This is a genomic window from Chitinophaga sp. 180180018-3 (genome assembly GCF_037893185.1).
GTDB lineage: Bacteria > Bacteroidota > Bacteroidia > Chitinophagales > Chitinophagaceae > Chitinophaga.
In genome coordinates, this window is the sequence record NZ_CP140772.1 from 5,580,441 (window position 1) to 5,606,320 (window position 25,880).

Below are 25,880 nucleotides of genomic sequence, written 5' to 3' on the forward strand. Positions count from 1 at the left end.
GCAAACAGCCGCCCCGGTGGTACCGGAACGGCTGTTGCTATACTTACAATAAAATGATTACAGGTGAATTGCTTCGCCGTAAGCTACTTCTATGGCGTCTTTCACAGATTCGCTCATAGTAGGATGCGGGTGGATGGAATCCAGCACTTCCTGGTAAGTAGTTTCCAGCTTACGCGCTGCCACAGTTTCAGCGATGATCTCAGTTACGTTAGCACCGATCATGTGTGTACCTAACCATTCGCCGTATTTAGCATCAAAGATTACTTTTACGAAACCTTCTGTAGCGCCGGCGGCAGAAGCTTTACCGGAAGCAGAGAATGGGAATTTGCCCACTTTAACTTCATAGCCGGCTTCTTTTGCAGCTTTCTCAGTATAACCAACAGAAGCAATTTCCGGTGCACAGTAGGTACAGCCAGGAATGTTCATATAGTCGATGGTAGCCGGTTTATGCGCGTATTTCTTTTCGTTGTAGGCAATTGCTTCCACACAAACGATACCTTCTTTGGAGGCAACGTGTGCAAGTGCCTGACCAGGTACCATATCGCCGATAGCATAAATACCAGGAACGTTGGTTTGGTAGTAAGCATCTACTGAAACACGGCCCTTATCAGTTTTGATACCCAGCGCTTCGAGGCCCAGGTTTTCTATATTGGCAGCAATACCCACCGCGCTCAGTACTACGTCTGCTTCGAGAGAGATCTCACCGGTCTGGGTTTTTACTTTTGCCTTCACACCGTTACCAGTTCCTTCCACTGCTTCTACTGAAGCATTGGTCATGATTTCGATGCCTTTCTTTTTGTATATTTTTTCCAGTTCTTTAGAGATGTCCTCATCTTCTACCGGAACGATACGCGGCATGAACTCTACGATGGTCACTTTAGTGCCCAGCGTAGCATAGAAATAGGCAAACTCAACGCCGATAGCGCCAGAACCCACAACGATCATGGATTTAGGTTGCTGAGGCAGCACCATCGCTTCACGGTAACCGATCACATTCTTACCGTCGATTTTCAGGTTCGGCAGCTCACGTGCACGTGCACCGGTAGCCAGGATGATATGCTTAGCGTCGTATACAGTGGCTTTACCGTCTTTATCGGTTACTTCCACCTGGCCTTTGGATTTTAGTTTTCCATTGCCCATTAATACGTCGATTTTATTCTTCTTCATCAGGAACTGAACACCGCGACTCATTTTATCCGCAACACCACGGCTACGTTTGATAACCGCGTCGAAATCCACTTTTGCATCTGCTACAGTAATACCATAGTCTTTTGAATGCTGCGTATATTCAAATACCTGTGCTGTTTTTAACAAAGCTTTGGTTGGAATACAGCCCCAGTTTAAACAGATACCACCCAGATTCTCTCTTTCCACCACTGCAGTTTTAAATCCCAGCTGAGAAGCACGGATAGCAGCCACATATCCGCCAGGCCCACTACCAATTACGATTACGTCGTATGCCATATTGTTTAATTTTAAATTGAACCTGCCAAAGGTAAATAAATATTTCATAAGCTGCTAGCTTTTAGCCCTTAGCCTTTAGCTTTTAGTCTTTAGCAAAATACAGCGGAGATTATATGGTGTTAAAAACCAATATAATCTCCGCTGTATTTTGCTAAAGACGCTACCAACTTATCTCAGATCCACGACTTCCACGCCAGGGTATTTCTTGGCGTCGAAGGTAAAGGTGGCGTCGCTCAGATTGCTATTAGGCGTGAAATTGGTGATTTCGTAAGTGTAGTGGTTGCCGTTTTTCTCGAAAACCTTCATTTTAGCAATGCTCTGGTTCTTTTTATCGATGGAAACGATCACTTTAAAGATGTTCTTGGACTTGTCTGTTGGCGTCAGTTCTATGTTTTGCAGCACTTTTCCCTTCTCGGTAGTTTCGCCATCCAGTTTGTACAGATAATCTTTATCATAGAAGTTAGTGAACAGTTTGGCCGGTGTCATTGCACCACTGCTCTGATCTACGTTGTTGATGGTTACTTCGTTCACATCTTTGGCATAGGTCCAGGAGGTTTTGTTATCACTGATGATTTCCTGGCCAGGCAGCGTCACTTTATATTTGGCTCCTTTCAGATAAACGGTTCCTTTCTTGGAATCAGTTACGCTGTTGTTAGCACCCTCTACTTTCAATATAAAATTGGCAACTACTGTTTTTAATGATTTGAATTTATTACTAACACCATCCAGGACTGATTTTGCCTTAGGGTCGGATGCTCCCTTGGATTGTGCCATGCCGCTGAATACAATACCGCTCAACAACAATCCTGTTAATACAAATTTCTTCATCGTAGGTTTTTTTAGTTTGTGTTATGCGGCAAAAACAAATGCCATGCCGGTATAATTTTGAGGCTGCAAAAATCTATATTATTCCTGAAAAAGGGAATAATTTAAGGATCTTTAACAGATTAAAATAAATTACTAAGTATCTCCTGTAGTTCGCTATCGGTTTTTACCAATACCTCCCTGGCTTTACTTCCCATATTGGGCCCCACAATATTGGCAGCTTCCAGCTGGTCCATCAGGCGGCCGGCGCGGTTGTACCCCAGTTTCATTCTGCGTTGCAGCAGCGAGGTGGATCCCTGTTGGGTGGAAACGATTACCTGGGCTGCTTCTTCAAAGAGCGGATCGCGGTCGCTGAGACTCAGTTCTTTTCCATCAGCATCCTTATCATCCACGTATTCCGGCAGGAGGAAGGCGTCCGGATAGCCTTTCTGACCACCGATGAATTCGGCCACTCTTTCCACTTCCGGCGTATCTACGAAGGCACACTGTAACCTTACCAGTTCCCCGTTGAATGATACCAGCATATCCCCCTGTCCGATCAGCTGTTCGGCGCCGCCTATATCGAGGATGGTGCGGGAGTCGATCTTCGACGATACCTTAAACGCCACACGTGCCGGGAAGTTGGCTTTGATGGTACCGGTGATAATATTCACAGACGGGCGTTGTGTGGCTATGATAAGGTGGATACCCACCGCACGGGCCAGCTGGGCCAGGCGGGCGATCGGCATTTCCACTTCCTTACCGGCCGTCATGATAAGATCTGCAAACTCATCTACTACCAATACAATGAAAGGCAGGTAGCGGTGTCCTTTCAGCGGGTTAAGCCGGCGCTGAGTGAACTTGGCGTTATATTCCCTGATGTTACGGGTACCAGCTTCCTTGAGCAAGTCGTACCGCAGATCCATCTCAATACAAAGCGCATTCAGGGTGTGGATTACCTTCTTGGTGTCGGTGATGATGGCATCATCTTCCCCGGGAAGCTTCGCGAGGAAATGCTTCTCAATCAGTTTGTAAAGCGACAGTTCTACTTTTTTCGGATCCACCAGTACAAATTTCAACTGGGAAGGATGCTTCTTGTACAGTAATGAAACGAGCAGGGTATTGATACCAACGGATTTACCCTGACCAGTGGCTCCGGCCATAAGCAGGTGGGGCATTTTGGCCAGATCGGCAATGAAGTTTTCATTGTCGATTTTCTTTCCGATGGCGATGGGTAAGTCCATGGTGCTTGCCTGGAACTTTTCAGAGGCCAGCATGTTTTTCAGAGAAACGATCGACTTTTTGATATTAGGCACCTCAATGCCGATGGTACCCTTGCCCGGTATAGGAGCAATGATACGGATACCCAGCGCTGAAAGGCTCAGTGCGATATCGTCTTCCAGATTTTTAATACGGGAGATACGAACGCCTGCCGCCGGCACTATTTCATACAATGTTACCGTAGGCCCAACGGTAGCGCTGATCTTCTGGATGGTGATATCATAGTTCTTCAGGGTATCGATGATCTGGTTTTTGTTTTTCTCCAGTTCAGTGGTATCCTGTACAATTACTTTATCGGCGTTGTGATTTTCCAGCAGATCGAGCGTAGGGAATTTATAGTTCTGCAGATCCAGTGAAGGATCATAGGGATCTACCGGCTCCACTGGCCTGCTGGGCGCTACTTCCTCCACTTCTTCATCTTCTTCGTGGTAAGTAGGCTTGATCTCAAAGGCCACTTCATCCGCGGGCAGCTTTTTCTTTGGCGCCGGAATGGTTTCTTCCGGAGTTTCTTCTATGTACAACAGCGGGCCCGGGTCTTCGGCTTCTTCTTCCTCATCCCGCAGCGGCTCTTCCGGCTCTTCGGGCACAGCAGGCGGAAGGTAAGGCATATGTGCAGAAGGGATCACGGTAATCTCTTCTTTCTCGACCAGCTGCATGGCGTGCAAATCCTCCTCTTCCTCAGCATGCGGCGGAATCACCATCACGCCGCCGTCTGCACGCAACGCATTGCTCCGTGCATCTTCCTTAGCAGCTGTTGCAGGGACCGAGTTACCGGCGGCCGCAGTTGCAGTTGCTGCGGTAGCAGTAGCGGCAGCCACAGGAACAGCTACAGGAGTAGCGGGAACAGGCTTAGCTGGCTTAATTTTCTTTTCTGGCCATTTGAAATCGAAGTTGAATTTCCAGATCAGCCAGGATAAGCCTACCACCAGCAGCAGCAAGGCGGTACCGGTTTTACCGATAAATCCGGTGGTCCATTTATTCAGTGCGTCGCCCAATGCTCCACCCCAGGGGAAATCCATTCCACCGGCTACGAACGACAGGCTCATACTGATAAACAGCAGGCCGAAGAGAATATATTTTACATTGCGCCAGATGCGGAATACGCGCCGGCCAACAATGAAATTGATACCAATGATAAAGAAGAAGTAACAAAACAGGAAAGCTGCAATGCCAACACCGTAGAAGAAAGCGTTATGCGAAACATAGGCGCCCAGACGGCCAAGCAGGTTATCCACTTTCACATCCCCGAAAAATAACTCCCGGGTTGTATAATGGAATATTTTATCCTGGTCATCTTCCCAGGTAAAAAGATAAGACGTAAAAGCTATAAAACAGTAAAGGCTCAGCAATAAGAAAAACACACCCATTACTTTATGGGTACGTTCGTCTTTTACCAGTTCTTTCATTTTTACCTCCGGCTCCTTGTCTTTCTTCAGCACGTCGGGATTATTTGCAGGGGCCTTGGGTTTCTTACTCTCTGGTTTTTCAGTTTTCAATTTGTTTTTGGACATAAATGGCTTTTACTGTTAGCTGCTGGCTTAACTAATACTTTTGGGACTACCTGTTTTCCTTTACCGGCACCTGTAAAATCCAGTGCGCAATAAATTCCGGAACCAGGGGATCAATGGTTTGTTCCAGTTCACCGTATTCGTTAACGGTACATGTTTTACAACGTTGGAACAAGTGGTTCAACCCATCAAACTTACGGATTGTAACCAGCAAGTTACCATTTTCTGTTAAAGCTCTGTCAATAGCATCCAGATTGGCATTTGCGTCTACCTGGGCGTCCATGGTACCATTAATAGCCATGAACGGGCATTTGATCTGTTTCAGATACGGTAGCGGATCATAGCGCAGAATAGAAATTGTTTCCGGGGTAAGCGACATGAGCGCGCCTTCCACCATCTGATCTTCCGTCATTTGTCTTTTTACATCCTCACCGGAATTGCGGTAGAGCTGCCGGATGATGGCTTCCGCCTTTGGTCTGAGCACAGCTATGCTACTGTCGGTAGCCAGCAAATCCCAGTAGGGCTTCAGCTTTTGCTGGTTGAGCGCAACTGCGCTGTCGGATTCACCGATGTCGCTGTTAGAGCGTGCTACCTGCTGATCTACCAGCTGGCGGCCTGTGATCCCAATGCCGGCCATCGATACTACAAATGCCACCGATGGATTATTGGCGGCCACAATTTGCGCCACCATAGCGCCTTCGCTATGACCGAGTAATCCGATACGTTGCGGGTCCACATCGTTCCGCGTTTTCAGGTATCCCATAGCAGTAACGGCATCATGGGCAAAATCGTATATGTTGGAAGAATCGTAATCTCCTGTAGAAGTTCCTACTCCCCTGTCGTCGAACCGGAGTGTGGCAATACCGTTACGGGCAAAATAATCGGCCAGTACAAGGAACGGTTTGTGTCCGGATATTTCCTCATTCCGATCTTGCGGGCCGGAGCCTGTCAGCATGATGACTACCGGATATTTCCCCGGAGATGCAGGGCGGGTGAAGGTACCCGAAAGTGTGACCTTATCTTTTATGTTATTAAATTTCACCTCCTGGGAATAGTATGGATATGGAGGCTTGGGTTCCTGCGGCCTGACATAGAGGCCTTCCTTAGAGATCTCTTTGCGGCCCAGATCCAGGGCGCTGTTTTCGCCGGCAAATCCGGCTATTCCTTTGAACTGCTGTGTTGCGGGATCCCATACGCCGGTATAGGAAAAACCATCATCATCATTGCGAAGCAGCAGGGTATCTTTCCGATAAACCACTGTACCAAAATCCAGCGAGGCATCATCTCCCATATCCGGGAGCAACATTTTCCCTTTAAACCTTCCGTCCTGTTTTTCCAGTTCTACGATCACGCGTCTTTTTTCGCCATAGTACAGTTTAAAGGCGCCATACCATTTTCCGGCAATGTTGTCATTCGTTTGTGCAATTGCCACTGACCCGGTCAGCACACTCAGCATGAACACCCAAAAACCTTTATACATTTTTACGCTTTAAGTTTTAAGACACCGGAGAGTAAACAGATCCACCCGGCAATGAAAAATACGCCACCAATGGGAGTTACGATACCAATTCCTTTGAGGCCCACATTACCTGTCATTTTCAGGAGGGTAAGGGCGTACAGAGAACCAGAAAACAGGAGTATACCGATGATGAAGCATCTGCCTGCCCATTCCAGCTGGCTGCCCGGCAACTGAGCAAAGAGGATGCCGGTTACAAGTAATGCGAATACGTGATAGAACTGATAAGTAACGCCTGTCTGAAAAGTAGATACGGTTTCAGGTGGTACCAGCTCTTTCAGCTTATGCGCTCCGAAAGCGCCTAAAACTACTGCCAGTGCACCTAACGCCGCCGCCCATACTAAAAAACTCTTATGCATACTAGATATTTTGCGTAAAGGTATCCAATGAAATATTATCGGAAGAAATTATATGCTTTGATTGCTGGTAAAAGGGCAGTCGTTCCGCCAGCTTTTTCTCGACAAAGCTGGCCAGATCTTCATCTTCCAGTCCGGCAATCAACGGCCGCTTATGTTTTTTGCGTTGAAGTCTTTCCACCATTGTTGCTATGGATGGGTTGAGCCAGATCGTATTGCCATGCGCATTCATGAAGTCCATATTGTCCTGAAAGCAGGGAGTTCCTCCCCCGCAGGAGATGAGGAATTTGTCCTGCCGCGAAAGCTCTCTCAGCAACATGCTTTCTTTTTCCCGGAAGTAGTCTTCCCCTTTGGTGGCAAAGATGTCAGCGACCGCCATTTCTTCTGCTTCCACAATCACTTCGTCCAGATCGTAGTAAGGCAGTTGCCAGTGATCAGCCAGTTGTTTCCCCCAGTACGACTTTCCGGCGCCCATAAAGCCAAGTAAATATATCTTCATAAAAAAATGCGACAGTTCTTAATAAGTTTCCGGTCTCATGCCGGATGAGTCCATGCCAGGCATAGGCCATTTTCCATAATATACTGCAAATATAACCGGGTATTTCTATCCGCTTTGTTAAAATCGGCGGTGATAAATCCGGCCTGCTGAAATACAAACGGATGTAATTTCATATGCTCTTTAAAATCAACGCTTCCCAGGCCATACCATTTAAACATGGCTTCCTTTGCGCTCCAGCAGATCGTTTTATGTGCCAGGTCATGAGCGGGATCAATAAAAGATCTTTCAGAGGGGCTGAGGAACTTATGCGCTACCAGTTCTATTTTCGGCTTTATTTCTTCGATATCTATTCCCACAGCGGCTTTGGTGCTGACAATAGCAGCCGCAAAATCACCACAATGCGAGATGGAAAAGTGGTAACTATCGCATACCAGCAGGGGTTTACGGGAATTACTCACTTTGATCTTTTCAATGGGAAATTCCGGAAAAAGCGTTACCAGCAAGTATCTGCCGGCAAAATGCTGCAGCCGTTTATGCGGGTGGTGGATAACAGGACTGATATTCACCTTCTCCCGGAAAAAGTTCTCTGTTTCTTCAATCTTCCATACCCCCAGCCTTGTTTCCGGATCAATTTGTATCGTTCGTATTAATGGCATATCTTGCCAAATTAAAGCAAAAATGCAGAAAAAACCGCTTTTGAATGCGGGGTGGCTACTAAAACTAACAACAATAACTACTAAATAAATATACCTTAGAATGATTCTGTCAGACAAACGGATACTGGAGGAAATTGAAAAGGGCACTATCCTTATAGAGCCTTATGACCGGAAATACCTGGGTACCAACTCCTATGATGTTCACCTGGGGAAATACCTGGCCACCTACCGTGACCGTGTACTGGATGCCCGCCAACACAATGAAATCGAGCATTTTGAAATTCCGGAAGAAGGCTACGTGCTGCACCCTGGTACTCTTTACCTGGGTGTGACCCAGGAATACACGGAAACACATGCCCATGTGCCGTTCCTGGAAGGAAAATCCAGCACGGGCCGTCTGGGTATTGATATCCACGCCACAGCCGGCAAGGGAGATGTGGGTTTCTGCAATACCTGGACGCTGGAAATATCCTGCGCCCAACCCGTACGTATATACGCCGGCATGCCTATCGGGCAGCTGATCTATTTCGTAGTAGAAGGGGAAGTGGAAACATTATACAACAAGAAAGGAAATGCGAAATACAATAGCCGCACAGTAAGGCCGGTAGAGAGTATGATGTGGAGAAACGACTTTTAGTCTTTAGACTTTAGCTTTTAGAAAAGCTGATCCTGAATATCAGGATCAGCTTTTTTTATTGGGCGACTATCGTCGTCAGGTGATGGGCCTCCGTGAGGGATGGCACTTCGAGTTTGGCGATGAGGCGCTCCAGCGCGGGAAGCGGCACAACGGCGTTGCGCTGGTTGTTTTGCTGCAGAAGTCTGGCTGCGCTTACTTCCACGTACACGATGGTTACTTCTGCCCGGTAGTCGAGGAACAGGCTGATGAGCTGTTCGCGCATCTGCCGGGTAATATTGGTGGCATTCCAGACAAAGGGTTGCCGGCTGCGCAGATATACCCGGGCTTGTTCTTTGGCAGCCTGTATCACTTGTCCGTTCCCGCTTTTGTCGGTTGGACTGATCTTCATTTTCTGGCGCAGCTGGTCCAGCGATACCACCGGCCATTCGCGGCAGTTTCGTTGTATCCAGGTGTCTTTCCCGGCACCGGGTAAACCGCTCATCATGAGCACGCGGGTTTCCGGCTGCTCGTACGGCACATAATCCGGCGAGCTGCCAGGCTTCATCAGGTAATGCATACGGGCATTGGCACCGGCGAACGGGTAAGGTTGTCCCCAGCAGTCATTCTCTTTGCACAGTTCTTCGAAACAATCGAGGCGGTAGAGCAGGTCCGCCTGATCGGCGCAAATGCGGCCCAGCGCGTCGGCTCTGGCCATGAGGGCCAGCAGCCGGGTATCTACTTCGAGGCTGGCGGTGATGATTGCCCTCCGGGGATCCGGTTTTTCGAATACCCAGAGGGGCAGGCCGTGGTAGCGGACCAGTTTCGCCACCTGTTCCCGCTCGCTGAAAGGTGCAGCCAGATCACGGTACAGGATGCGGCGGGCAGTTCCTTCCCCTTTCCGGGCATGCCCGGCAGAAGTAATACGGCCATCGGGTGTAGTTTCGGTGGTACTGTATTTTTCCACATCATGCAGGAGAGCAGCCGCCCACAGCACTTCCTGTTGTACCGGCGGTAGCTGCTGGTAACCGGGTAGCTGCAACAGCGCTGCCAGCACCATCTGCGTATGAACTGCCACATTACCTTCCGCATGGTGCAGTGGATCCTGGGGCACATCTTTCATGACCCTTACCCAGTTAAATTGTTGTTCCAGGTAGTCCCATGCTTTATTTTCACTTATCTGCCACATAATTACCTCCTTCATTATTCAGCCGGGCCCTGTGCCAGTGGCGGGTCCAGTGCTGATCAGTTTTCACATGTCCTTTACGGACATACTTAAATACATTATTTGCAAAATCGCTGACCGCATAAAATGCAGCGTTGCGGGATACAATCCCTTCTATAGTGGTGGGCGCACCGGTATGTACATCGTACGGCTCGAAAGTACCACGGCCTGTTACGAGTGCCATCGTATCAGCTTCGAACTCTTGTCGTGTAGCCGGCGGCGTTATACGGCAAATTTCCGGAACTACCGGCAAATCGAGCATGGCAGCATAAAAGCGGGTTTCTTCCCAGCTCAGCCAACGATCATTTTCCCGAATGCCGAATACATAAAAATGATGATCCAGATTCCTGTATTCAATAGAATGTACTGCATACAGGTTTTCCAGGAAGATCTCCAGATCGCCCAGGTCGTTCCTGATCAATTGCCAGTAACGACGTATACTCTCTGTCCACGGCGAAGTAGTTGGCGCTGCATGGGAGCGGGCAAATACACCATACCGGGAGAGACAATTATTTTCACCGTCCAGCTTTTCCGTATGAATCAGTTCCGGTATCTGTTGCAGCTGTTGCCAGTAATCAGCACTGATCCTGTCGTCGCTGGTAGTACCAGGAGAAAACGGATAATGCCAGGTACGGCCATATTTCCTTGAAATTGCCATGTTATCGGGGTTTGATTAAACAATAATATCACAGGCCGGTTCCGGAAGCGGAACGGCAGAAGACAAGATTAATATGCCTGTGACATTACATGGCTCAAGAGTTTGATAGTTTTAGTTTATTGACTGGCGGCAAAGGTAAGGGAAAAAAAATAAGTATCTTGGGCCATCTTTGAAAACAACCATCTCAAACTGATCTCATGAGAAAATTCCTCCTTTGTGCCACCGCTGTAGCGGCGCTAGCAGCCTGTAACAACGGCAACAGTGGCGGTAAGAAAAACGGTACAGACAGTACGCTTAACCTATCATTCAATCACTACGAACAACAGTTCATTGATGCGCTCTGGAAGTCGAATCCCGACTGGGCCACGTCTGTAGGCTATCACAAGTATGATTCCGTGCTTATTATCCCCGATGCCGCCGAATCGCAGGCGCGACTGGCATTTGCCAAACAGCATCTGGATTCGCTGAAATCCTTTGATCTGAACGCATTGAGTGATGCCAACAAAATCGACTATCAGCTGATCCGGAATTACCTGGAGTCAATGCAGTGGAGTATCAATGATCAGAAAGCCAATGAGTGGGATCCATCTTCCTACAACGTCAGCAACACATTTGCTTTCATACTGAATGAAAATTATGCGCCACTGGAAGAACGCCTGCATAACTTTGCTGCCCGGCTGCGCAACATTCCCGCATATTATGAAGCAGCAAAAAAACAGATCAAAGATCCGGTACCGGAACTGACTTCCCTGGCGATAGACCAGAATAACGGTGGCCTTTCCGTATTTGAAAAAGATTTCGCTGATTCCCTGAAGAAAACGAATATCCCTGCTGCCACACAGGCAACCATGTTAGCGGCTGCAAAAGATGCAGCAGGCGCCATCAGAGGATATGCCAACTGGCTGAAAGACCTGAAGCCGGAACATCCGCGGAGTTTTCGTTTAGGCAAGGCGTTATACGATAAAAAGTTTGCCTTCGACATTCAATCTTCTTACACTGCTTCACAGATATATGATTCAGCTATTGCACGCAAGGCTTTTATACATGGCGAAATGAACCGGATCAGCCGGCAGCTCTGGCCCAAATACTTCGGTAATACAGCCATACCAGCCGATTCGCTGGAATTGATCGGCAGAATAATTGATACCCTTTCCGTGAAACATGTGAAACCTGAAGAATTCCAGAGCACTATTGAAAAGCAGCTGCCAACGCTGATCGCATTTATCAAAGAAAAAGATCTGCTATACATAGATTCCTCGAAACCATTGGTGGTGCGTAAAGAGCCAGCCTATATGGCGGGTGTGGCAGGTGCTTCTGTGAGTGCTCCTGGTCCGTACGACAAAGGCGGTAATACTTACTACAACGTAGGCAGCCTGGAAGGCTGGCCAAAAGAAAAAGCAGAAAGTTATCTGCGCGAATACAATCATTATATCCTGCAGATCCTCGATATACATGAGGCGATCCCGGGACATTATACCCAGCTGGTATATTCCAATCAATCTCCCAGTCTTATTAAGTCTCTCATGGGCAACGGCGCTATGATAGAAGGCTGGGCAGTGTATACCGAGCAGATGATGCTGGAAAATGGTTATGGCAATAATGAACCTGAAATGTGGCTGATGTGGTATAAATGGAACCTGCGCGCAGTATGCAATACCATCCTCGATTACAGCGTGCATGTGAAAGACATGAGTAAGGATGATGCCATCCGGTTGCTGACGAAAGAAGCTTTCCAGCAGGCTGCAGAAGCAGCCGGAAAATGGAAGCGTGTGAGCGTTACCAGCGTGCAACTGACCAGTTATTTCACCGGTTACAAGGAAATCATCGATCTGCGTACGGCGTATAAACAACAGGAAGGACAACATTACAGCCTCAAGGCATTTAATGAGAAGTTCCTGAGCTATGGCAGCTCGCCGGTAAAATATATCAGAGAAATGATGCTGTCGAAATAAGAATATAGAAAGAAGAATTAAGAATGAAAGCGGAGATAGTGGCGAAGTTGAGCCTCGCGTTTACTATCTCCGCTTTCATTCTTAATTCTTCTTTCTATATTCTTATTTCTTCTTTCTGTGCTGTAACATCTGGATGACCTTGTTCAGTTTAACCGGATCATTGATGTAAGGTGAGAGGTCAAATAATTCTACTTTTCTGAAAGCTACCGGATGGCTTTCGCTCTGCAGTGAAATAGTTCCTTCTGTGAGCAGCCTGCCTTCCTGAAGCAGTGCGGGGTCGGGATGCGAAACATTACCACCGCCTATCTGCGGTTTATTGTAAACGATAACAGTGTCCTGGTCTACGATGTGTTTGATCACAGAATCCCTTAATACGAGGGCTTCCACATGTACCCACTGATCGCCATGATAAGTTTTGGAAGTAGAACTGATGCAGTGGTCTTTGATCAGTTTGCCGTTCATCACCACGTTCGTGCCCGGGGTACAAAGATTGGCGTTAGATCGCGGGTCTTTTCCGTTGCCGCCCAGCAGCTGTTCTTCGAGGGAGATGGGGAAATCCTGGTTTTTAGTCATGCTGGCAGCGGATTGGCCGTGGAGCATTACGCCGCTGTTACGATAAGCCCAGCCTGGTCCGCCTTTCACCTGATTGCCGGTGAACTTGTATTCTACTACTACAAGATATGCAGAGAAATTTTTTCTGTAGAAAATATGTCCATAACGTTCATTGAACTGATCGTAGTGATCGTAATTTACTTTCAGCATTCCGCTATCTACCCGGAAGGTATTGCCAAAATTATCATTGAGGTCGTAACCGGTTATTTTGATATCCCAGTTTTTGAGATCCTTACCATTAAAGAGTTTTAGCCATTTATTCGGAGCGATCTCTTTTTGGGCAGCGCTGTGCAGGCCAGCCAGGAGTAGTAACGCGGTGAATGCTTTTTTCATAGTTCAGTGTTTGTTTGGCCGGGTAAGATAGCCTAACGGGGAGAGAAAAGCAAGCAACCGCTTTTTCTTTCCCGGGTTGTGTAAGAAATTACGCACCGTACCTGATACACCACAGGAGCTAAATGGGCTGCTTCATATATATTAATGTAATAATCAAGCCATTGTATTTATTACTTAAATGTGCAGGGTTTTAGCTGTAATTCCCCAAAATGTATATATGAATACCTTAACACAAGATTTACACATGAATACCCTCGCACAGGACCAAAAAAACGGGCATCATCCGGCGGCTCCTACTGCCGGAGCAATATATGATAGTTCCAACATACTCAATGTAACACCGGAAGGCCGTATTGTATCCATTTTCACAGGAGCCTTTCTGGTAGGCAGTGCTATCAGCAATGTAGATAAAAGACCTGTTCAAAGCCTTTTAAAGCTCCTGGGCGCTGGTTATTTGCTGTACCGGGGTATTAGCGGCAACGATCTTATCAATGCGTTGCTGGGCAGGAGAAAAGCCGACAAACATGCCAGCTCTATCAATATCCGGAGCGCTGTATTGATTGACAATCCTAAAGAGGAAGTATACTACTTCTGGCGCCAACTGAGCAATTTACCTGTGTTCATGAAACATTTGCAATCTGTCGAGGAAAAAGATCCGTTCCATTCCCACTGGAAAGTAAAAGGTCCGGGCGGTATCGGAACGCTGGAATGGGATGCAGAAATTGTAAAGGAAGTGCCTGGTGAAATCATAGGCTGGCGCTCGTTACCCGGCTCATCTATTGCCACTGCCGGCAGAGTTACCTTCCGCGAAACCTCCAATGGAAATACTGAAATTGACGTGATGATCACTTACCGTCCGCCTGCCGGATATGTAGGCTCAGGGCTGGCCTGGTTGTTAAATCCTGCGTTTGAAAATATGATTGTGAAGGATATCAGGCGGTTCAAGCTTTATATGGAGACGGGGGAATTGAAGTAGTTTTGGAAAATTACGAATTGAGAGTGAAGACCTCAGCGAATGATATGATATCATCATTATCCGCTTAGGTCTTCGCTCTTAATGCGTAATTTCTAATTCCTAATTCTTAAGAAAGCGCTTCTTTCCTGAACCGGTTGTAAGTATGCTGACTCTTGTTAATCAGTCTCAGTACCCGTTCGCGCATGTCATCTTTTAAACCATCTATCTCGTGCTCAAATACTTCTTTTAAATCCGACAGGTCTTCTTCTCCCCTGTTCAATAAGCCATTGATCTTATGACGCCAGTCGTCAGCAGTAGATTTAATTTTTTTGCGGGTTTTGTCGCCACTATCCGGAGCGGTTAACAATCCGACTACAAACCCGGCAGTTATTCCGGCTATAGCACCTGCTAAAAATTTCATTGTAGACATAGTTACTGGATTTTATGGTTTAACAAATGATACGTGAGCAAGGTTCATTCACATGAGTGCGTCAAAAAATTTTCCAAATATCAGGCCAGTAAAGGCTGAAATTGATGTGCCAGTCTTAACGAAATGTTATTAAACAAAATGAAGAAAACAAAAACCACCTGTTGTCGAACAGACAAAAGAAGAGAACAATAGCATAATAATAATTTGTGGAAACGCTATCCAGGACAATATCAGAGTTGACATTGCCCCGGCAGGTGGATAAGATAAGCGTATTAGATAATGGAATTTATAAAAGTCAAACGGAGCAGTAAAATACTTACATTCTGGTATTTTTCAAACCTTTTTGAAAGAAATGAAATTAATAAATTTTATTAAAAAGTTAACCCTCTCTGGAGATTAAGTACCAGAGAGGGTTTATAAAGGTTTCAATCATTCAATAAAATTATACCATATGAAAGCAATCGATAGTCAACATATCTTGCCACTGGATTACTTTTCATCGAGCATTTGAGCAACCAGGCGGTTGAAATTGGCCTGAAACTGCTCGTAGTGTTCGCCGGTGCCCGGGCCGGAGAAACCTGTGTGTACTTCCTGAACATTACCTTTTTTATTAATGAAGATGGTAGTCGGGAAGCCTTTTATGCCGGTGAGCTGTGGCAGGGTTTTTTCGCCCTTCTGAGGATCAGCGGGTGTTACGCCGGTGATGAGCACAGGATATTGAATATCGAAGCGTTTGAGGAAGCCTTCGAGGCTTTTCTTTGATTTTTCGAAGTCGGGTGTACGTTCGTAAGCCAGACCGAGTACTTCCACGCCGCGATCTTTCACCTTTTTGTACCAGTTAGTCAGGAAGCCGGCCTCATCCATACAATTGGGACACCAGGAGCCCATGAGTGTAATGATCACCACTTTGTTACGGAAGCGCTCATCTTTGATACTTACTTTTTGTCCGTTCATATCCGGAAATGAGAAATCCAGTTGCTGCTGACCTGGTTTCATGGTGGCAATGGTTCTTTCGTCCTGGAGTTTAGCGGTGTCGTTCCTTACTGCGGTCCAGTTTTCCAATCCGTCGCCGATGCCTGCATAGAAGCGGCCACCGGTGATACTGTCTTTTCCTATCCGGGCGGTGAACAGGTATGCGTGGGAGCCGTCGAAAGTAGACAGCTTCAGCGTATCTCCTTCTACTACACCTTCCAGGAACCGGTAATCGCCGGTGGTAGTGAGGAAGGTACCGCGTACGAGGTTACCGGCTTGTTTGAATTCACCGATAGCAGTAGAAGGTGCTTTGTCTTTATCTTTTGCAGACACAAAGGTAGTAGCCCAACGGCCTGATACATCAGCAGTAGCGGGAGTTTTCCCTTCAAACCGATCGGGGCGGCCCGCGATGGCAGTGAAGGGTATACTTACATCTTTATCGGCCAGGTGGCGGATCCATTGCCCTTCCAGAGCGCTGTCGGACGTCAGTTTCGCCTTGAATTCAGAATCGAAGAAAGGCATTTTGATAAATACAGAGTCGTTGTGTTGTTTCACATCATCCACCAACAGCTTATCAGTAGCATTGAGTATGTACCATACTTTTTTGCCGGCGCTATCTTTCGCCTGGAAATTAAAAACGATATCAGCACCATCTTTACGATGCAGCTTCGCCTGCCACACGCCATCAGCAAGGTTCTTAGGGGAATTGTTGCAGGCAGCCAGACCGACGCCCGCCATAAAGAGCCATAATTTCTTCATGAGCTTACATTTTTGAATAGTTCCTTTCACCAAATAGAAGGCTACCGATGCGGACCATAGTGCTCCCTTCTTCGAGAGCAATGGGATAATCGGCGCTCATTCCGATGGATAATTCTTTAAAACTGGATTCGTTGTTAAAATAGTGTTGTTTAACGGACCCGAATAACTGGTGGAGCTGGTGGAACTCTTTCCGGATCTGGGTTTCATTATCAGTATTAGTAGCCATCCCCATCATACCGGCGATGCGTACCTGTGAAAATATGGTTTGACTGGCCTGCCAGTTTTGCAACAATTGCTGCAATTCTGTTTCATCCATCCCAAACTTGGTTTCTTCTGCGGCAATATGCACCTGCAGCAGGCAATTGATCACCCGTTGATGTTTGGCGGCCTGTTTCGCAATCTCCTGGAGCAGCTTCAGGCTATCCACCGCATGGATGGTATGTACAAAAGGTGCTATATATTTTACTTTATTGGATTGCAGATGGCCAATAAAATGCCATTCAATATCTGCTGGCAGTACGGCCTGTTTTTCAGTCAGTTCCTGGACATAGTTTTCGCCAAAGATCCTTTGTCCTGCTGCATAGAACGCCTCAATATCCGCTACCGGTTTGGTTTTGGAAACCGCCACCAGTTTAGCGTTATAAGGCTGCAGCCGGGCAAGTATGTTGTGATAAGTTGGGAGGTTGATTGACATTTTGCAAAGATAAGCATAGAGAGTTAAGAATGAAGGATGGGGAATTAAGAATGAAAGCGGAGATAGTAAACACGAAAATCAAATTCGCGTTTACTATCTCCGCTTTCATTCTTAATTCCCCATCCTTCATTCTTAATTCTATCCAAGTATGCTTCTGCTGATCACAATCCGCTGTACTTCTGAAGTACCTTCATATATCTGGGTAATTTTAGCATCGCGCATGAGGCGTTCCACATGATATTCTTTTACGTAGCCGTAGCCGCCGTGCACCTGTACCGCTTCAGTGGTAACCCACATGGCTGTTTCAGAGGAAAAAACTTTTGCCATAGATCCGCTGAGGGTATAATCGAGATGTTGATCTTTTTCCCAGGCAGCTTTCAGGCAAAGCAGGCGGGAAGCTTCGATACGTGTAGCCATATCGGCGAGTTTGAACTGGATGGCCTGATGCTGGGAGATCTCTTTACCGAATGCTTTTCTTTCTTTGGAGTATTTAAGCGCCAGCTCGTAGGCGCCGCTGGCGATGCCGAGTGCCTGGGAAGCGATCCCGATACGGCCACCGGCCAACGTTTTCATGGCGAATTTAAACCCGAAACCGTCTTCCCCTATCCTATTGGCTTTAGGCACCTTTACATCCTGGAACATCACGCTGTGGGTATCGCTGCCACGAATACCAAGTTTGTTCTCTTTGGCGCCGATGGTTACGCCAGGCATATCTTTTTCTACAATGAGCACATTGATACCTTTGCTCCCTTTTTCGGGGTGTGTTTGCGCCATCACGAGGTACACACTGGCAGAATTACCGTTGGTGATCCAGTTTTTGGTACCATTCAACAGGTAATAATCTCCCTTATCTTCAGCAGTAGTACGCTGGGAAGTGGCATCAGAACCAGCTTCAGGCTCACTCAGCATAAATGCACCGATGATCTGGCCAGTGGCCAATGGTACCAGGTATTTCTGCTTTTGTTCTTCTGACCCAAAGGTTTCCAGTCCCCAGCAAACCAGTGAATTATTTACACTCATTACCACAGATGCGGAAGCGTCTATCTTAGATATTTCCTCCATTGCCAATACATAAGAGATCGTATCCAATCCGGCGCCGCCATATTTCGGGTTCACCATCATGCCCAGAAAGCCCAGTTCGCCCAGTTTCTTGACCTGTTCTGCCGGGAACTTCTGATGCTCATCTCTTTCAATCACACCCGGCAACAGTTCATTCACTGCAAAGTCGCGCGCAGCCTTCTGTATCATCAGATGTTCTTCCGTAAATTGAAAATCCATGGTTGTAGTTTTAATAAGGTAATTCACTCAAATTATCTATAAATCAGCACCTAAAAAAATGACCCGATCAAAATTCAATGTTGTCAACCAGAACGGGGAAAATATTGAACAAATCTTTACGATAACGCTACTGTATTGGATTTGATTCAGCTATCCCCTGCTACTTTTTCACCGTTACCGGTTCTGCTGCTTTGGGCGTTCTCTTAAAAACCTGTAGCTTGCCTGTAATGATATTTATATGAAGAATATTAAAATAATAGAAGTTAAATCAGAAATCGGAGCGGGAACCAGGGGTGCGAGTTTAGGAGTAGATGCCATTAAGATAGCCGCACTGGATTTCATGAGCAACTTTTTTGTGCACTTCCCCACCGAATCAATCGAAACGGAAAACAAACTCCTGTTTGAACCTATTGAATCGCCCTACGCCAAACGAATCAAAGGCACGATGGCTATGTATGAGCGTATCAGCAAAAGCGTCAGTGAAACCGTTAAGGCGAATTGGTTTCCGGTAGTATTATCCGGCGATCACAGTACGGCCGGCGCCACTATTGCCGGATTAAAGATGGCCCATCCCAAATCCAAGCTGGGGGTCATATGGATCGATGCACATGCCGACCTCCACACGCCTTATACCACGCCATCCGGCAACATGCATGGGATGCCTTTAGCGACGGCCATTGCGGAAGACAATATGGATTGCAAGGTACACGACATCGATGAAAACACGACCAAAGCCTGGAATGCGCTGAAGCATATTGGCAAAATAGCGCCGAAGGTGCTGCCGGAAGATATTGTATTCATATCGCTGCGCGACTTTGAAAAAGAAGAAGAGCACCTGATCAAACAATACGGCATGAAGGTGATCACTACCGGCGAAGTTCGCCGTAAAGGCCCCGAAAACATCTCCAGATCTGTATTCCGCTATTTGAGCGACTGCGAGTATATTTATATCTCATTTGATGTTGACAGTTTGGATGCTTCTATTTCCAAAGGCACCGGAACGCCTGTGAGCAACGGTTTACGGGAACGTGAAGCGGAAGATCTGATCGCTAAATTCATGCAGCACCGTAAGATCTGCTGCTTTGAGATTACAGAAGTAAACCCTACTCTCGACAGGGAAAACCTGATGGCGGAAATAGCGTTTAATATACTTCAGCGCAGTGTGAATGTGTTGATGATGAACTAGTCGCTATCGTATCCTGAAATAACTGATCATCCAGGTAACTACTTCGCTGTAGCTCCGGATACCTTTTTCCTGGTTATTAGCTTTAAGGTAGTGATCATACAACATGGTGAAGTAGTCATCTATTTTTCCGGTGTAGGGTATATAGAAATCAATGATGGCCTTATAATCAGCCCTGACACCGGGTACGGCCCGGTTCCAGATTTCATGGGCAAGAACGGTGTCTCTCCGGGCCAGTTGTCTGACACTGTACTGGAACATATCGAAATTGGCGGCATAACGGAAACGGCTATCCATACTACTGATAGCCGCCAGGTATCCTACAAAATTAGCTTCTTCTTCGGGGGCATACCCAAGCTGGTGCCCGATCTCATGGCATACGATGAACGGTTGTAGTACAGCCGGTACCGTTATATTCACCTGCGCTTCGTTGGTGAAGGGATTCAGGTAACCGGTGGTGCCCATATAGTTGAGCCATTTACCGAAGAGAGAAGGTTTTACACTGCTGCCGCGGTATTTCAGGGCAGGCCAGGTGCGGGCTGCATTGGCATAGGCACTGATGGCGCCGTCGAACAGGAGGCGACTGTCGCCACCGGGGGCCAGGGCGTTTATAGTATCGCCGGTATTGGCTTTCTCACGGTTTACGAGTTGCAGCAGGGTATCCGACAGTTGATAGAGCTGCCGGGTATCGTACGGACCGGTTACCAGTCCGGTATCGCGGGGCAGCGAATCACGTTCGTAGTTCATTCCCCAGAGAACGAGGAAGGCGAGGTAGGCTTTCAACAGGAAGTGTACCCCGCGGAGAAGCTGCCATCCGATGTCTTCCCATGCCAACTTAATCAGTTTATAACATAGTTTTAACAAAAAAACTATTCCACCAATTACCCAGGCTGTATATATTACATCGCCAATGCTGAATGGTACTATACCTGTTACTTGTCTGAACGCCAAACTACTCCACTTATACCACCTATGGAAGTAGAAATCGCTAAAGTGGTTACTCCAGGCGAATATTCCTTTTAACAATAGTATAGCCGTAAGTGTTAGTACAATACGGACAATTTTCTTTCTAATCCGGATTTTTGTCTCCATATAATGCGGCAGAACATGATAGATGAATTGCTACAACAACAACTGAGTGCAGCGCTTTCCGAACAATTGAAAGTAAAAATACATATAAATGATGCAAAAAATGTGCACGGAGGTGATATTAACGAAACTTTTCGTATAGGCACTAACGAGGGTTATTTTTTCATCAAGTTAAATGATGCAGTACGTTATCCTGAGATGTTTGCGCAGGAGTTTGCAGGATTGCGGGAGCTGCGGGCCGCACAGGCGCTGACAGTACCGCGGCCGTTGGCCGTGGGGCAGGTTGGTGGCACTGCTTATCTGCTGGAAGAGTTTCTGATAAAGGGTCAGGCATCCGCCGATTTCTGGGAGGACTTTGCAGTTTCGCTGGCGAAGCAGCATCGTGTAACGCGGGCGCATTTCGGGAATCCGGTGTTCAATTACATCGGGAGTTTAAAGCAATTCAACACACCTTATAGCAGCTGGCCGGTATTTTATGCATTTAACCGGTTACTGCCGCTTATCCGGATGGCATATGATCAAAAGATAGTAGAAAAGCAACTGGTGCAGCAGGTGGAATCCTTATGCAGGAAGCTGCCACAATTATTCCCGGCAGAACCGCCGGCATTACTGCATGGAGATCTGTGGTCGGGGAATTTCATGGTAGGCAGTAATGGCAAGGCCTGTGTATTTGATCCTGCCGTTTATTATGGCCATCGGGAGATGGACCTGGCGATGACCAGGCTTTTCGGCGGATTTGACACAAAGTTCTACTATGCTTACCAGGCTGCCTACCCGCTGGCGCCAGGCTGGCAACAGCGGATAGGTATCTGCCAGCTATACCCGCTACTGGTACATTTAATACTGTTTGGGGGGAATTACTACAGTAGTATTAAGGAAATCGTGAATAGCTACTAGTAATCGTTGGCAGCTATAAAGTCTTTCATCTTGTTGTACTCAATTTCTACCAGTGGATAATATTTGTTTACCTCATCCCTGACTTCGTTGAAAAGGGCGGCAATATCTCCATGAAATAATTCCTGGTCTTCCCGGAGATAGTTTTCCAGCTCCTGCATTTTGGTGCTGATCCAGGTAAGCCCAACCATAGAAAAGTTAGGTTTGAGCTTGTGAACCTGGAACTTCATCGATTCCCAGTCGTGATTATCCATCATTCCCTGTAGTTTTTTCAATTCATCCCTGATCGTTCTGATAAAAATTTCAAACAAGTCTGCGGCGTAGGAAATATTGCTCTCATAGAGACCTGTGAGATACTTTACGTCTAAATCGTTGTTGAATTCATATCCGCTTAAGTTCTGCACTTCTTCCATTATTAGTTCTGTTTCGTCTTCGTTGAGATATTTATTAAAGATTTGCAATAGTTGATCTGGTGTATATGGTTTGATCAAAATATCAGTAATTCCGGCGGCTCTGGCCATTGAGGCAGTAGTTTCCATTGCTACGGCAGTTGTGGCGATCACCGGGGTGGCTACATTGGGCAGTCGTTCGTCTGCTCTCATCTTTTTTACGAGATCCATTCCGTTCATGCCTGGAATCCGTGCGTCCATGAGGATAAGGTCGTATTGACGTCCTTCGAGGAACCAGACGGCATCCGGGCCATTGGTGGCAAGCTGGAAATTGATTTTATATTTTTCCAGCAGGCTCATAATATAACGGAGGTTCATCGGATTATCCTCTATTACGAGTACCCGGGCGTTTTCAAAGGATCGCTGCAGGAGTTTCCTGCTCAGTTTACCGGTTTGTGCGGAGAGAGGTCTTCGGCTGTCGAGGAAAGGGATATTGAAGCTGAAGCAGGTATTAAATCCGGTCATTTCCTCTACGGTGATGGTACCACCCTGGCATTCTACCAGTTTTTTAACGATCGCAAGCCCGAGGCCGGTGCCTCCATGTTTTTCCCGGATATCCTCTTCTGCCAGTTTATAATTCCTAAAGATAAGCTCCAGTTTATCTTTTTTTAAACCCATACCGGTATCGGCTACTTTGAAGCGGACCCAGAGTTTGTTATCCTGCCAGCTTTCCTGCGTGGCACTGATAGCAATTTCACCCTCTTTGGTGAATTTCTCTGCAATTCCTAACAAATTGATTAGTATTTGGTTCAATAGCCCGTCATCACCAACGAGCCAGGTATTGAGTGCGGGGTCCAGTTCGATATTGATATTAACTGGTCTGCCGCCTAATTTCAGCTCAAAGGTATGACGAAGTGACTGTATAAGGTCGCGGAGATTGAATTCGCGTTGATTTACCTGTATTTCTTCGGCATCGATGCGTGAAGTATCGAGTATATCGCTGACGATGCCCAGCAGGATACCGGAGGAATGTTTCAGAATATTGACGTATTCTGCCTGTTGAGGATCCAGTTTGGTTTCCTCGAGGAGATGTGCCATTCCGATGATGGCATTGAGGGGGGAGCGTATCTCATGGCTGATGCCGGCAAGCAGGTCTTTCTGAGCGCGTCGGGCATCTTCCGCAATGCGGAGGGATTTCAGCTGGCGGAAGTGACGCCGGGAGATATCGACGATTTGCCAGACGCTGCCGTGAAATAGTCCGTTGACGAAAACGGGTTGGTAGTTCACTTCCCAAACCTGGCCGTTCTGAAAGGGCACTTCCCAGCCGAAGAAGGGCTTTTTCCCCCGGCGCAAAGATTTCATTTTCTTTTCTACAGCAACATAGTCGGCCACCATAGGTTCAAAGAAGCGAATGAGAGCAGGCCAGGCGAGGTTCAGAGGACTGTTGCCGCCCAGGTTATGGGCGAGTGCATCATTTACCCAGGTACATATATATTTTTCACTGGTCACCATAATCCCGGCGCCGAAGCTATTGAGCCATGCAGCAACGGGCAGGGAAAGGATATCCGGGGCCCCGTTAAAAGGTATGCCAGTACTGCCAGCGGCAGTAATTTTTTTACTGTTTCTTCCAATGGCCTTCATCATCTTATGATGGAATAGGGGACTACGGGTTTTCTGTTAAAGTTTTTCAAATTATGAGCGGGCTAATAGCTATCTATCACCGACATCCAGTAGCTTTTTGTGCTAAAAGGTGTACCTTCGTGGTTCACGCTGGCCAGTCATAACGTTAATATGGCTGATATTTTATTATATAAATATATATATAAATAAGATATCGTTAGTGAACAAATTTAGGAAATTTTTGCAATTGCAAATATTTAATTACCTTTGCATCCCTCTAAAAGTGAGGATATTGATATGAAACCACTCCGCGAATTTGACATTGCCTTTGTTGGGTTAAAACCAGGGGAACATTCATTTCAGTATACTATCGGAGATAGTTTCTTTGATAATTTTGAAGAGCCGAAGGATTTCAGCAATTGTGAGGTGACGGTTCAGTTAACGCTGGACAAAAAGAGTAGTTTTTTCCTGCTGAAATTTGCGATAGGCGGTAAGGTGACAGTTACCTGTGACCGTTGTGGGGAGGCCTTCGATATGCAGCTTTGGGATGATTTCAACCAGGTTATTAAACTGGCTGACAATCCTGAAGAGTTGGCAAGTGGCGAGGAAGATCCGGATGTATCGTATATCTCCAGAACGGAGAGTCACTTAAATGTGGCTGATTACATATACGAGTTTATTTATCTGAGTATTCCGATGCAGCGTATCCATCCGAATAACGGATGTAATCCGAAAGTGATTGAAATGCTGGAGCAGATGAACCAGCAGGCAAAAGAGAACGATAATCCAATCTGGAAAGGGTTGGATAAATTTAAGGACAATTAAAAATTAAATAACAATGCCAAATCCTAAACGCAGACATTCTCAGCAAAGATCAGCAAAGAGAAGAACGCATTATAAGGCGGTAGCGGATACATTAAGCACAGACAGCGCAACCGGAGAAGTGCACCTGAGACACCGTGCTCACTGGGTGGAAAATAAACTGTATTACAGAGGAAAGGTAGTGCTGGAAAAACAGAGCAGCGCCAAATAATAATTAATTTTACTATTTTTACCCGAGCTAACAAGAACAAACTTGAGTTACATGAGAATCGGGCTTGATATGATGGGTGGCGATTTCGCTCCCACAGAAGCAGTAAAAGGAGTAAAATTATTTTTAGATACAGTTGCATCTGATGTGCACCTGGTATTAATTGGAGATGAGCAACAGCTCACTCCTTTATTAGCAGACGCACAGCTGGACCAATCAAAATATTCAGTTGTTCATTCATCCCAGGTAATCGGGATGGATGAACACCCTACCAGGGCACTGAAAGAGAAGCCACAATCCTCCATCTCAATAGGTTTTCATTTACTGAAGAATGGAAAAATAGATGCTTTCCTCAGCGCAGGTAATACCGGCGCCATGATGGTGGGCACCTTTTATTCCATTAAAGCCATTGAGGGAGTGCAACGACCTACAATATCTACTCTCGTACCCCGTGAAAACGGGTCATATGGACTTTTACTTGATGTAGGTATCAATGCCGACTGCAAACCTGAAAACCTGGCGCAATTCGCTGTTCTTGGTTCCCTATATTCCCAGCATATTCTGAAGACGAATAATCCCAAGGTAGGCTTGTTGAATATCGGAGAAGAAGAAGGTAAAGGCAATCTGCTTGCGCAGGCCACTTATCCCCTCCTGAAAGAAAACAAACAGATCAATTTCATCGGCAACGTAGAGGGTAGAGATATTTTCGAAGAAAAAGCGGATGTTATTGTATGTGAAGGTTTTACAGGTAATGTGGTGCTTAAAATGGCCGAATCCGTCTATGAAATCACTGTAAGACGGAACATCAAAGATGATTATCTGAAAAAAATGGATGCTGAAACCTATGGTGGTACTCCTGTTTTAGGCGTTTCCAAACCGGTGATCATTGGTCACGGTGTTTCCAAAGGAAAAGCGTTTAAAAACATGATACTCCTGGCTGAGCAAATAATAGAGAGCAAGTTGCTGGATATTATTAAAGAAAGTTTTGAAAAGTCCGTTTGAGAAAACGGACTTTTTAATTACGAATTAGGAATTACGAATTACGGATCAGAGCGAAGACCATAGCGGATAATATTACAAGTAAATATTATCCGCTATGGTCTTCGCTCT

24 protein-coding genes are annotated in these 25,880 nt (G+C 46.4%); 8 read left to right on the top strand and 16 right to left on the bottom strand.

Annotated elements, in window-relative coordinates; all coding sequences use genetic code 11:
- Nucleotides 1-57 precede the first annotated feature (57 nt).
- From lpdA to UNH61_RS21690, 7 genes are all read right to left on the bottom strand, one after another.
- Nucleotides 58-1,464 (bottom strand): dihydrolipoyl dehydrogenase, encoded by a 1,407-nt coding sequence (gene lpdA, locus UNH61_RS21660; protein WP_326994095.1) that lies wholly within the window; start codon nucleotides 1,462-1,464, stop codon nucleotides 58-60.
- Between the two features lie 168 nt (nucleotides 1,465-1,632).
- The gene (locus tag UNH61_RS21665; protein WP_326994096.1) at nucleotides 1,633-2,292 is read right to left on the bottom strand and encodes an outer membrane lipoprotein carrier protein LolA; all 660 of its coding nucleotides are present in this window, start codon (nucleotides 2,290-2,292) and stop codon (nucleotides 1,633-1,635) included.
- Between the two features lie 119 nt (nucleotides 2,293-2,411).
- On the bottom strand, nucleotides 2,412-5,060 hold the full coding sequence (locus tag UNH61_RS21670; RefSeq protein WP_326994097.1) for a DNA translocase FtsK 4TM domain-containing protein: 2,649 nt from the start codon (nucleotides 5,058-5,060) through the stop codon (nucleotides 2,412-2,414).
- A gap of 46 nt (nucleotides 5,061-5,106) precedes the next feature.
- A complete protein-coding gene (locus UNH61_RS21675) occupies nucleotides 5,107-6,537 on the bottom strand; it encodes an alpha/beta fold hydrolase (protein WP_326994098.1) in 1,431 nt (476 codons plus the stop codon).
- Between the two features lie 2 nt (nucleotides 6,538-6,539).
- Entirely contained in the window at nucleotides 6,540-6,932 is a 393-nt protein-coding gene (locus tag UNH61_RS21680; RefSeq protein ID WP_326994099.1) for a DUF423 domain-containing protein, read from the bottom strand.
- 1 nt (nucleotide 6,933) lies between these two features.
- On the bottom strand, nucleotides 6,934-7,428 hold the full coding sequence (locus UNH61_RS21685; protein ID WP_326994100.1) for a shikimate kinase: 495 nt from the start codon (nucleotides 7,426-7,428) through the stop codon (nucleotides 6,934-6,936).
- A 35-nt stretch (nucleotides 7,429-7,463) separates the two neighbouring features.
- Nucleotides 7,464-8,084: a 4'-phosphopantetheinyl transferase superfamily protein gene (locus UNH61_RS21690; RefSeq protein ID WP_326994101.1), complete on the bottom strand. Its 621-nt coding sequence runs from the start codon at nucleotides 8,082-8,084 to the stop codon at nucleotides 7,464-7,466.
- Nucleotides 8,085-8,184: 100 nt separating this feature from the next.
- Here UNH61_RS21690 and dcd point away from each other — a divergent pair, with 100 nt between their 5' ends.
- Nucleotides 8,185-8,721, top strand: coding sequence for a dCTP deaminase (dcd, locus tag UNH61_RS21695; protein WP_326994102.1), 537 nt, complete (start codon nucleotides 8,185-8,187; stop codon nucleotides 8,719-8,721).
- A 55-nt stretch (nucleotides 8,722-8,776) separates the two neighbouring features.
- On the opposite strand, the gene UNH61_RS21700 is transcribed toward dcd, so the two are convergent.
- The gene (locus tag UNH61_RS21700) at nucleotides 8,777-9,886 is read right to left on the bottom strand and encodes an AAA family ATPase (protein WP_326994103.1); all 1,110 of its coding nucleotides are present in this window, start codon (nucleotides 9,884-9,886) and stop codon (nucleotides 8,777-8,779) included.
- Nucleotides 9,870-10,580 carry an RNA ligase family protein gene (locus UNH61_RS21705; RefSeq protein WP_326994104.1) on the bottom strand — a complete coding sequence of 237 codons (711 nt, stop codon included), beginning with the start codon at nucleotides 10,578-10,580 and terminating at the stop codon, nucleotides 9,870-9,872. Before UNH61_RS21705 ends, UNH61_RS21700 begins: the two co-directional genes overlap by 17 nt.
- A 197-nt stretch (nucleotides 10,581-10,777) precedes the next feature.
- On the opposite strand from UNH61_RS21705, the gene UNH61_RS21710 reads away from it, so the two are divergent.
- Nucleotides 10,778-12,532 (top strand): DUF885 domain-containing protein, encoded by a 1,755-nt coding sequence (locus UNH61_RS21710; RefSeq protein WP_326994105.1) that lies wholly within the window; start codon nucleotides 10,778-10,780, stop codon nucleotides 12,530-12,532.
- Between the two features lie 102 nt (nucleotides 12,533-12,634).
- Here UNH61_RS21710 and UNH61_RS21715 read toward each other — a convergent pair whose 3' ends face one another.
- Complete coding sequence (locus UNH61_RS21715) at nucleotides 12,635-13,477, bottom strand: DUF1080 domain-containing protein (RefSeq protein ID WP_326994106.1); 843 nt, start codon at nucleotides 13,475-13,477, stop codon at nucleotides 12,635-12,637.
- A 217-nt stretch (nucleotides 13,478-13,694) separates the two neighbouring features.
- Between UNH61_RS21715 and UNH61_RS21720 the strand changes: the two genes are divergently transcribed.
- Nucleotides 13,695-14,453, top strand: a complete 759-nt coding sequence (locus tag UNH61_RS21720; protein ID WP_326994107.1) for an SRPBCC family protein — start codon at nucleotides 13,695-13,697, stop codon at nucleotides 14,451-14,453.
- Nucleotides 14,454-14,559: 106 nt separating this feature from the next.
- Here UNH61_RS21720 and UNH61_RS21725 read toward each other — a convergent pair whose 3' ends face one another.
- The 4 genes from UNH61_RS21725 to UNH61_RS21740 all read right to left on the bottom strand — a co-directional run bounded on the left by UNH61_RS21725 (nucleotide 14,560) and on the right by UNH61_RS21740 (nucleotide 18,565).
- Nucleotides 14,560-14,862, bottom strand: a complete 303-nt coding sequence (locus tag UNH61_RS21725) for a YtxH domain-containing protein (RefSeq protein WP_326994108.1) — start codon at nucleotides 14,860-14,862, stop codon at nucleotides 14,560-14,562.
- 489 nt (nucleotides 14,863-15,351) lie between these two features.
- Nucleotides 15,352-16,593 carry a TlpA disulfide reductase family protein gene (locus tag UNH61_RS21730; RefSeq protein WP_326994109.1) on the bottom strand — a complete coding sequence of 414 codons (1,242 nt, stop codon included), beginning with the start codon at nucleotides 16,591-16,593 and terminating at the stop codon, nucleotides 15,352-15,354.
- Nucleotides 16,594-16,597: 4 nt separating this feature from the next.
- Complete coding sequence (locus tag UNH61_RS21735) at nucleotides 16,598-17,287, bottom strand: YggS family pyridoxal phosphate-dependent enzyme (RefSeq protein WP_326994110.1); 690 nt, start codon at nucleotides 17,285-17,287, stop codon at nucleotides 16,598-16,600.
- Nucleotides 17,288-17,425: 138 nt separating this feature from the next.
- Nucleotides 17,426-18,565, bottom strand: a complete 1,140-nt coding sequence (locus UNH61_RS21740; protein ID WP_326994111.1) for an acyl-CoA dehydrogenase — start codon at nucleotides 18,563-18,565, stop codon at nucleotides 17,426-17,428.
- A 238-nt stretch (nucleotides 18,566-18,803) separates the two neighbouring features.
- Between UNH61_RS21740 and UNH61_RS21745 the strand changes: the two genes are divergently transcribed.
- The gene (locus UNH61_RS21745; RefSeq protein WP_326994112.1) at nucleotides 18,804-19,751 is read left to right on the top strand and encodes an arginase; all 948 of its coding nucleotides are present in this window, start codon (nucleotides 18,804-18,806) and stop codon (nucleotides 19,749-19,751) included.
- Nucleotides 19,752-19,754: 3 nt separating this feature from the next.
- Here UNH61_RS21745 and UNH61_RS21750 read toward each other — a convergent pair whose 3' ends face one another.
- Nucleotides 19,755-20,840 (bottom strand): DUF3810 domain-containing protein, encoded by a 1,086-nt coding sequence (locus UNH61_RS21750; RefSeq protein WP_326994113.1) that lies wholly within the window; start codon nucleotides 20,838-20,840, stop codon nucleotides 19,755-19,757.
- A gap of 15 nt (nucleotides 20,841-20,855) precedes the next feature.
- Between UNH61_RS21750 and UNH61_RS21755 the strand changes: the two genes are divergently transcribed.
- Nucleotides 20,856-21,734, top strand: coding sequence for a fructosamine kinase family protein (locus UNH61_RS21755; RefSeq protein ID WP_326994114.1), 879 nt, complete (start codon nucleotides 20,856-20,858; stop codon nucleotides 21,732-21,734).
- Here UNH61_RS21755 and UNH61_RS21760 read toward each other — a convergent pair.
- Nucleotides 21,731-23,764, bottom strand: coding sequence for a response regulator (locus UNH61_RS21760; protein WP_326994115.1), 2,034 nt, complete (start codon nucleotides 23,762-23,764; stop codon nucleotides 21,731-21,733). The genes UNH61_RS21755 and UNH61_RS21760 overlap by 4 nt on opposite strands.
- Nucleotides 23,765-24,037: 273 nt before the next feature.
- Between UNH61_RS21760 and UNH61_RS21765 the strand changes: the two genes are divergently transcribed.
- Genes UNH61_RS21765 through plsX form a run of 3 tightly spaced genes read left to right on the top strand, consistent with a single transcriptional unit; the run spans nucleotide 24,038 to nucleotide 25,772 of the window.
- The gene (locus tag UNH61_RS21765) at nucleotides 24,038-24,565 is read left to right on the top strand and encodes a DUF177 domain-containing protein (protein ID WP_326994116.1); all 528 of its coding nucleotides are present in this window, start codon (nucleotides 24,038-24,040) and stop codon (nucleotides 24,563-24,565) included.
- A gap of 13 nt (nucleotides 24,566-24,578) precedes the next feature.
- The gene (rpmF, locus tag UNH61_RS21770; RefSeq protein ID WP_326994117.1) at nucleotides 24,579-24,773 is read left to right on the top strand and encodes a 50S ribosomal protein L32; all 195 of its coding nucleotides are present in this window, start codon (nucleotides 24,579-24,581) and stop codon (nucleotides 24,771-24,773) included.
- Nucleotides 24,774-24,824: 51 nt separating this feature from the next.
- Entirely contained in the window at nucleotides 24,825-25,772 is a 948-nt protein-coding gene (gene plsX / locus UNH61_RS21775; RefSeq protein WP_326994118.1) for a phosphate acyltransferase PlsX, read from the top strand.
- The last annotated feature ends 108 nt before the right edge of the window (nucleotides 25,773-25,880 follow it).

Bases quoted from the DNA above. Each gene is read 5' to 3' on its own strand.
- UNH61_RS21765 (WP_326994116.1), top strand. From the start codon at position 24,038: ATGAAACCACTCCGCGAATTTGACATTGCCTTTGTTGGGTTAAAACCA.
- UNH61_RS21710 (WP_326994105.1), top strand. From the start codon at position 10,778: ATGAGAAAATTCCTCCTTTGTGCCACCGCTGTAGCGGCGCTAGCAGCC.
- dcd (WP_326994102.1), top strand. From the start codon at position 8,185: ATGATTCTGTCAGACAAACGGATACTGGAGGAAATTGAAAAGGGCACT.
- UNH61_RS21685 (WP_326994100.1), bottom strand. From the start codon at position 7,428: ATGAAGATATATTTACTTGGCTTTATGGGCGCCGGAAAGTCGTACTGG.
- rpmF (WP_326994117.1), top strand. From the start codon at position 24,579: ATGCCAAATCCTAAACGCAGACATTCTCAGCAAAGATCAGCAAAGAGA.
- UNH61_RS21760 (WP_326994115.1), bottom strand. From the start codon at position 23,764: ATGATGAAGGCCATTGGAAGAAACAGTAAAAAAATTACTGCCGCTGGC.
- UNH61_RS21690 (WP_326994101.1), bottom strand. From the start codon at position 8,084: ATGCCATTAATACGAACGATACAAATTGATCCGGAAACAAGGCTGGGG.
- UNH61_RS21665 (WP_326994096.1), bottom strand. From the start codon at position 2,292: ATGAAGAAATTTGTATTAACAGGATTGTTGTTGAGCGGTATTGTATTC.
- plsX (WP_326994118.1), top strand. From the start codon at position 24,825: ATGAGAATCGGGCTTGATATGATGGGTGGCGATTTCGCTCCCACAGAA.
- UNH61_RS21670 (WP_326994097.1), bottom strand. From the start codon at position 5,060: ATGTCCAAAAACAAATTGAAAACTGAAAAACCAGAGAGTAAGAAACCC.
- UNH61_RS21715 (WP_326994106.1), bottom strand. From the start codon at position 13,477: ATGAAAAAAGCATTCACCGCGTTACTACTCCTGGCTGGCCTGCACAGC.
- UNH61_RS21755 (WP_326994114.1), top strand. From the start codon at position 20,856: ATGATAGATGAATTGCTACAACAACAACTGAGTGCAGCGCTTTCCGAA.
- UNH61_RS21720 (WP_326994107.1), top strand. From the start codon at position 13,695: ATGAATACCTTAACACAAGATTTACACATGAATACCCTCGCACAGGAC.
- UNH61_RS21735 (WP_326994110.1), bottom strand. From the start codon at position 17,287: ATGTCAATCAACCTCCCAACTTATCACAACATACTTGCCCGGCTGCAG.
- UNH61_RS21675 (WP_326994098.1), bottom strand. From the start codon at position 6,537: ATGTATAAAGGTTTTTGGGTGTTCATGCTGAGTGTGCTGACCGGGTCA.
- UNH61_RS21725 (WP_326994108.1), bottom strand. From the start codon at position 14,862: ATGTCTACAATGAAATTTTTAGCAGGTGCTATAGCCGGAATAACTGCC.
- UNH61_RS21705 (WP_326994104.1), bottom strand. From the start codon at position 10,580: ATGGCAATTTCAAGGAAATATGGCCGTACCTGGCATTATCCGTTTTCT.
- UNH61_RS21730 (WP_326994109.1), bottom strand. From the start codon at position 16,593: ATGAAGAAATTATGGCTCTTTATGGCGGGCGTCGGTCTGGCTGCCTGC.
- UNH61_RS21680 (WP_326994099.1), bottom strand. From the start codon at position 6,932: ATGCATAAGAGTTTTTTAGTATGGGCGGCGGCGTTAGGTGCACTGGCA.
- lpdA (WP_326994095.1), bottom strand. From the start codon at position 1,464: ATGGCATACGACGTAATCGTAATTGGTAGTGGGCCTGGCGGATATGTG.
- UNH61_RS21750 (WP_326994113.1), bottom strand. From the start codon at position 20,840: ATGGAGACAAAAATCCGGATTAGAAAGAAAATTGTCCGTATTGTACTA.
- UNH61_RS21745 (WP_326994112.1), top strand. From the start codon at position 18,804: ATGAAGAATATTAAAATAATAGAAGTTAAATCAGAAATCGGAGCGGGA.
- UNH61_RS21700 (WP_326994103.1), bottom strand. From the start codon at position 9,886: ATGTGGCAGATAAGTGAAAATAAAGCATGGGACTACCTGGAACAACAA.
- UNH61_RS21740 (WP_326994111.1), bottom strand. From the start codon at position 18,565: ATGGATTTTCAATTTACGGAAGAACATCTGATGATACAGAAGGCTGCG.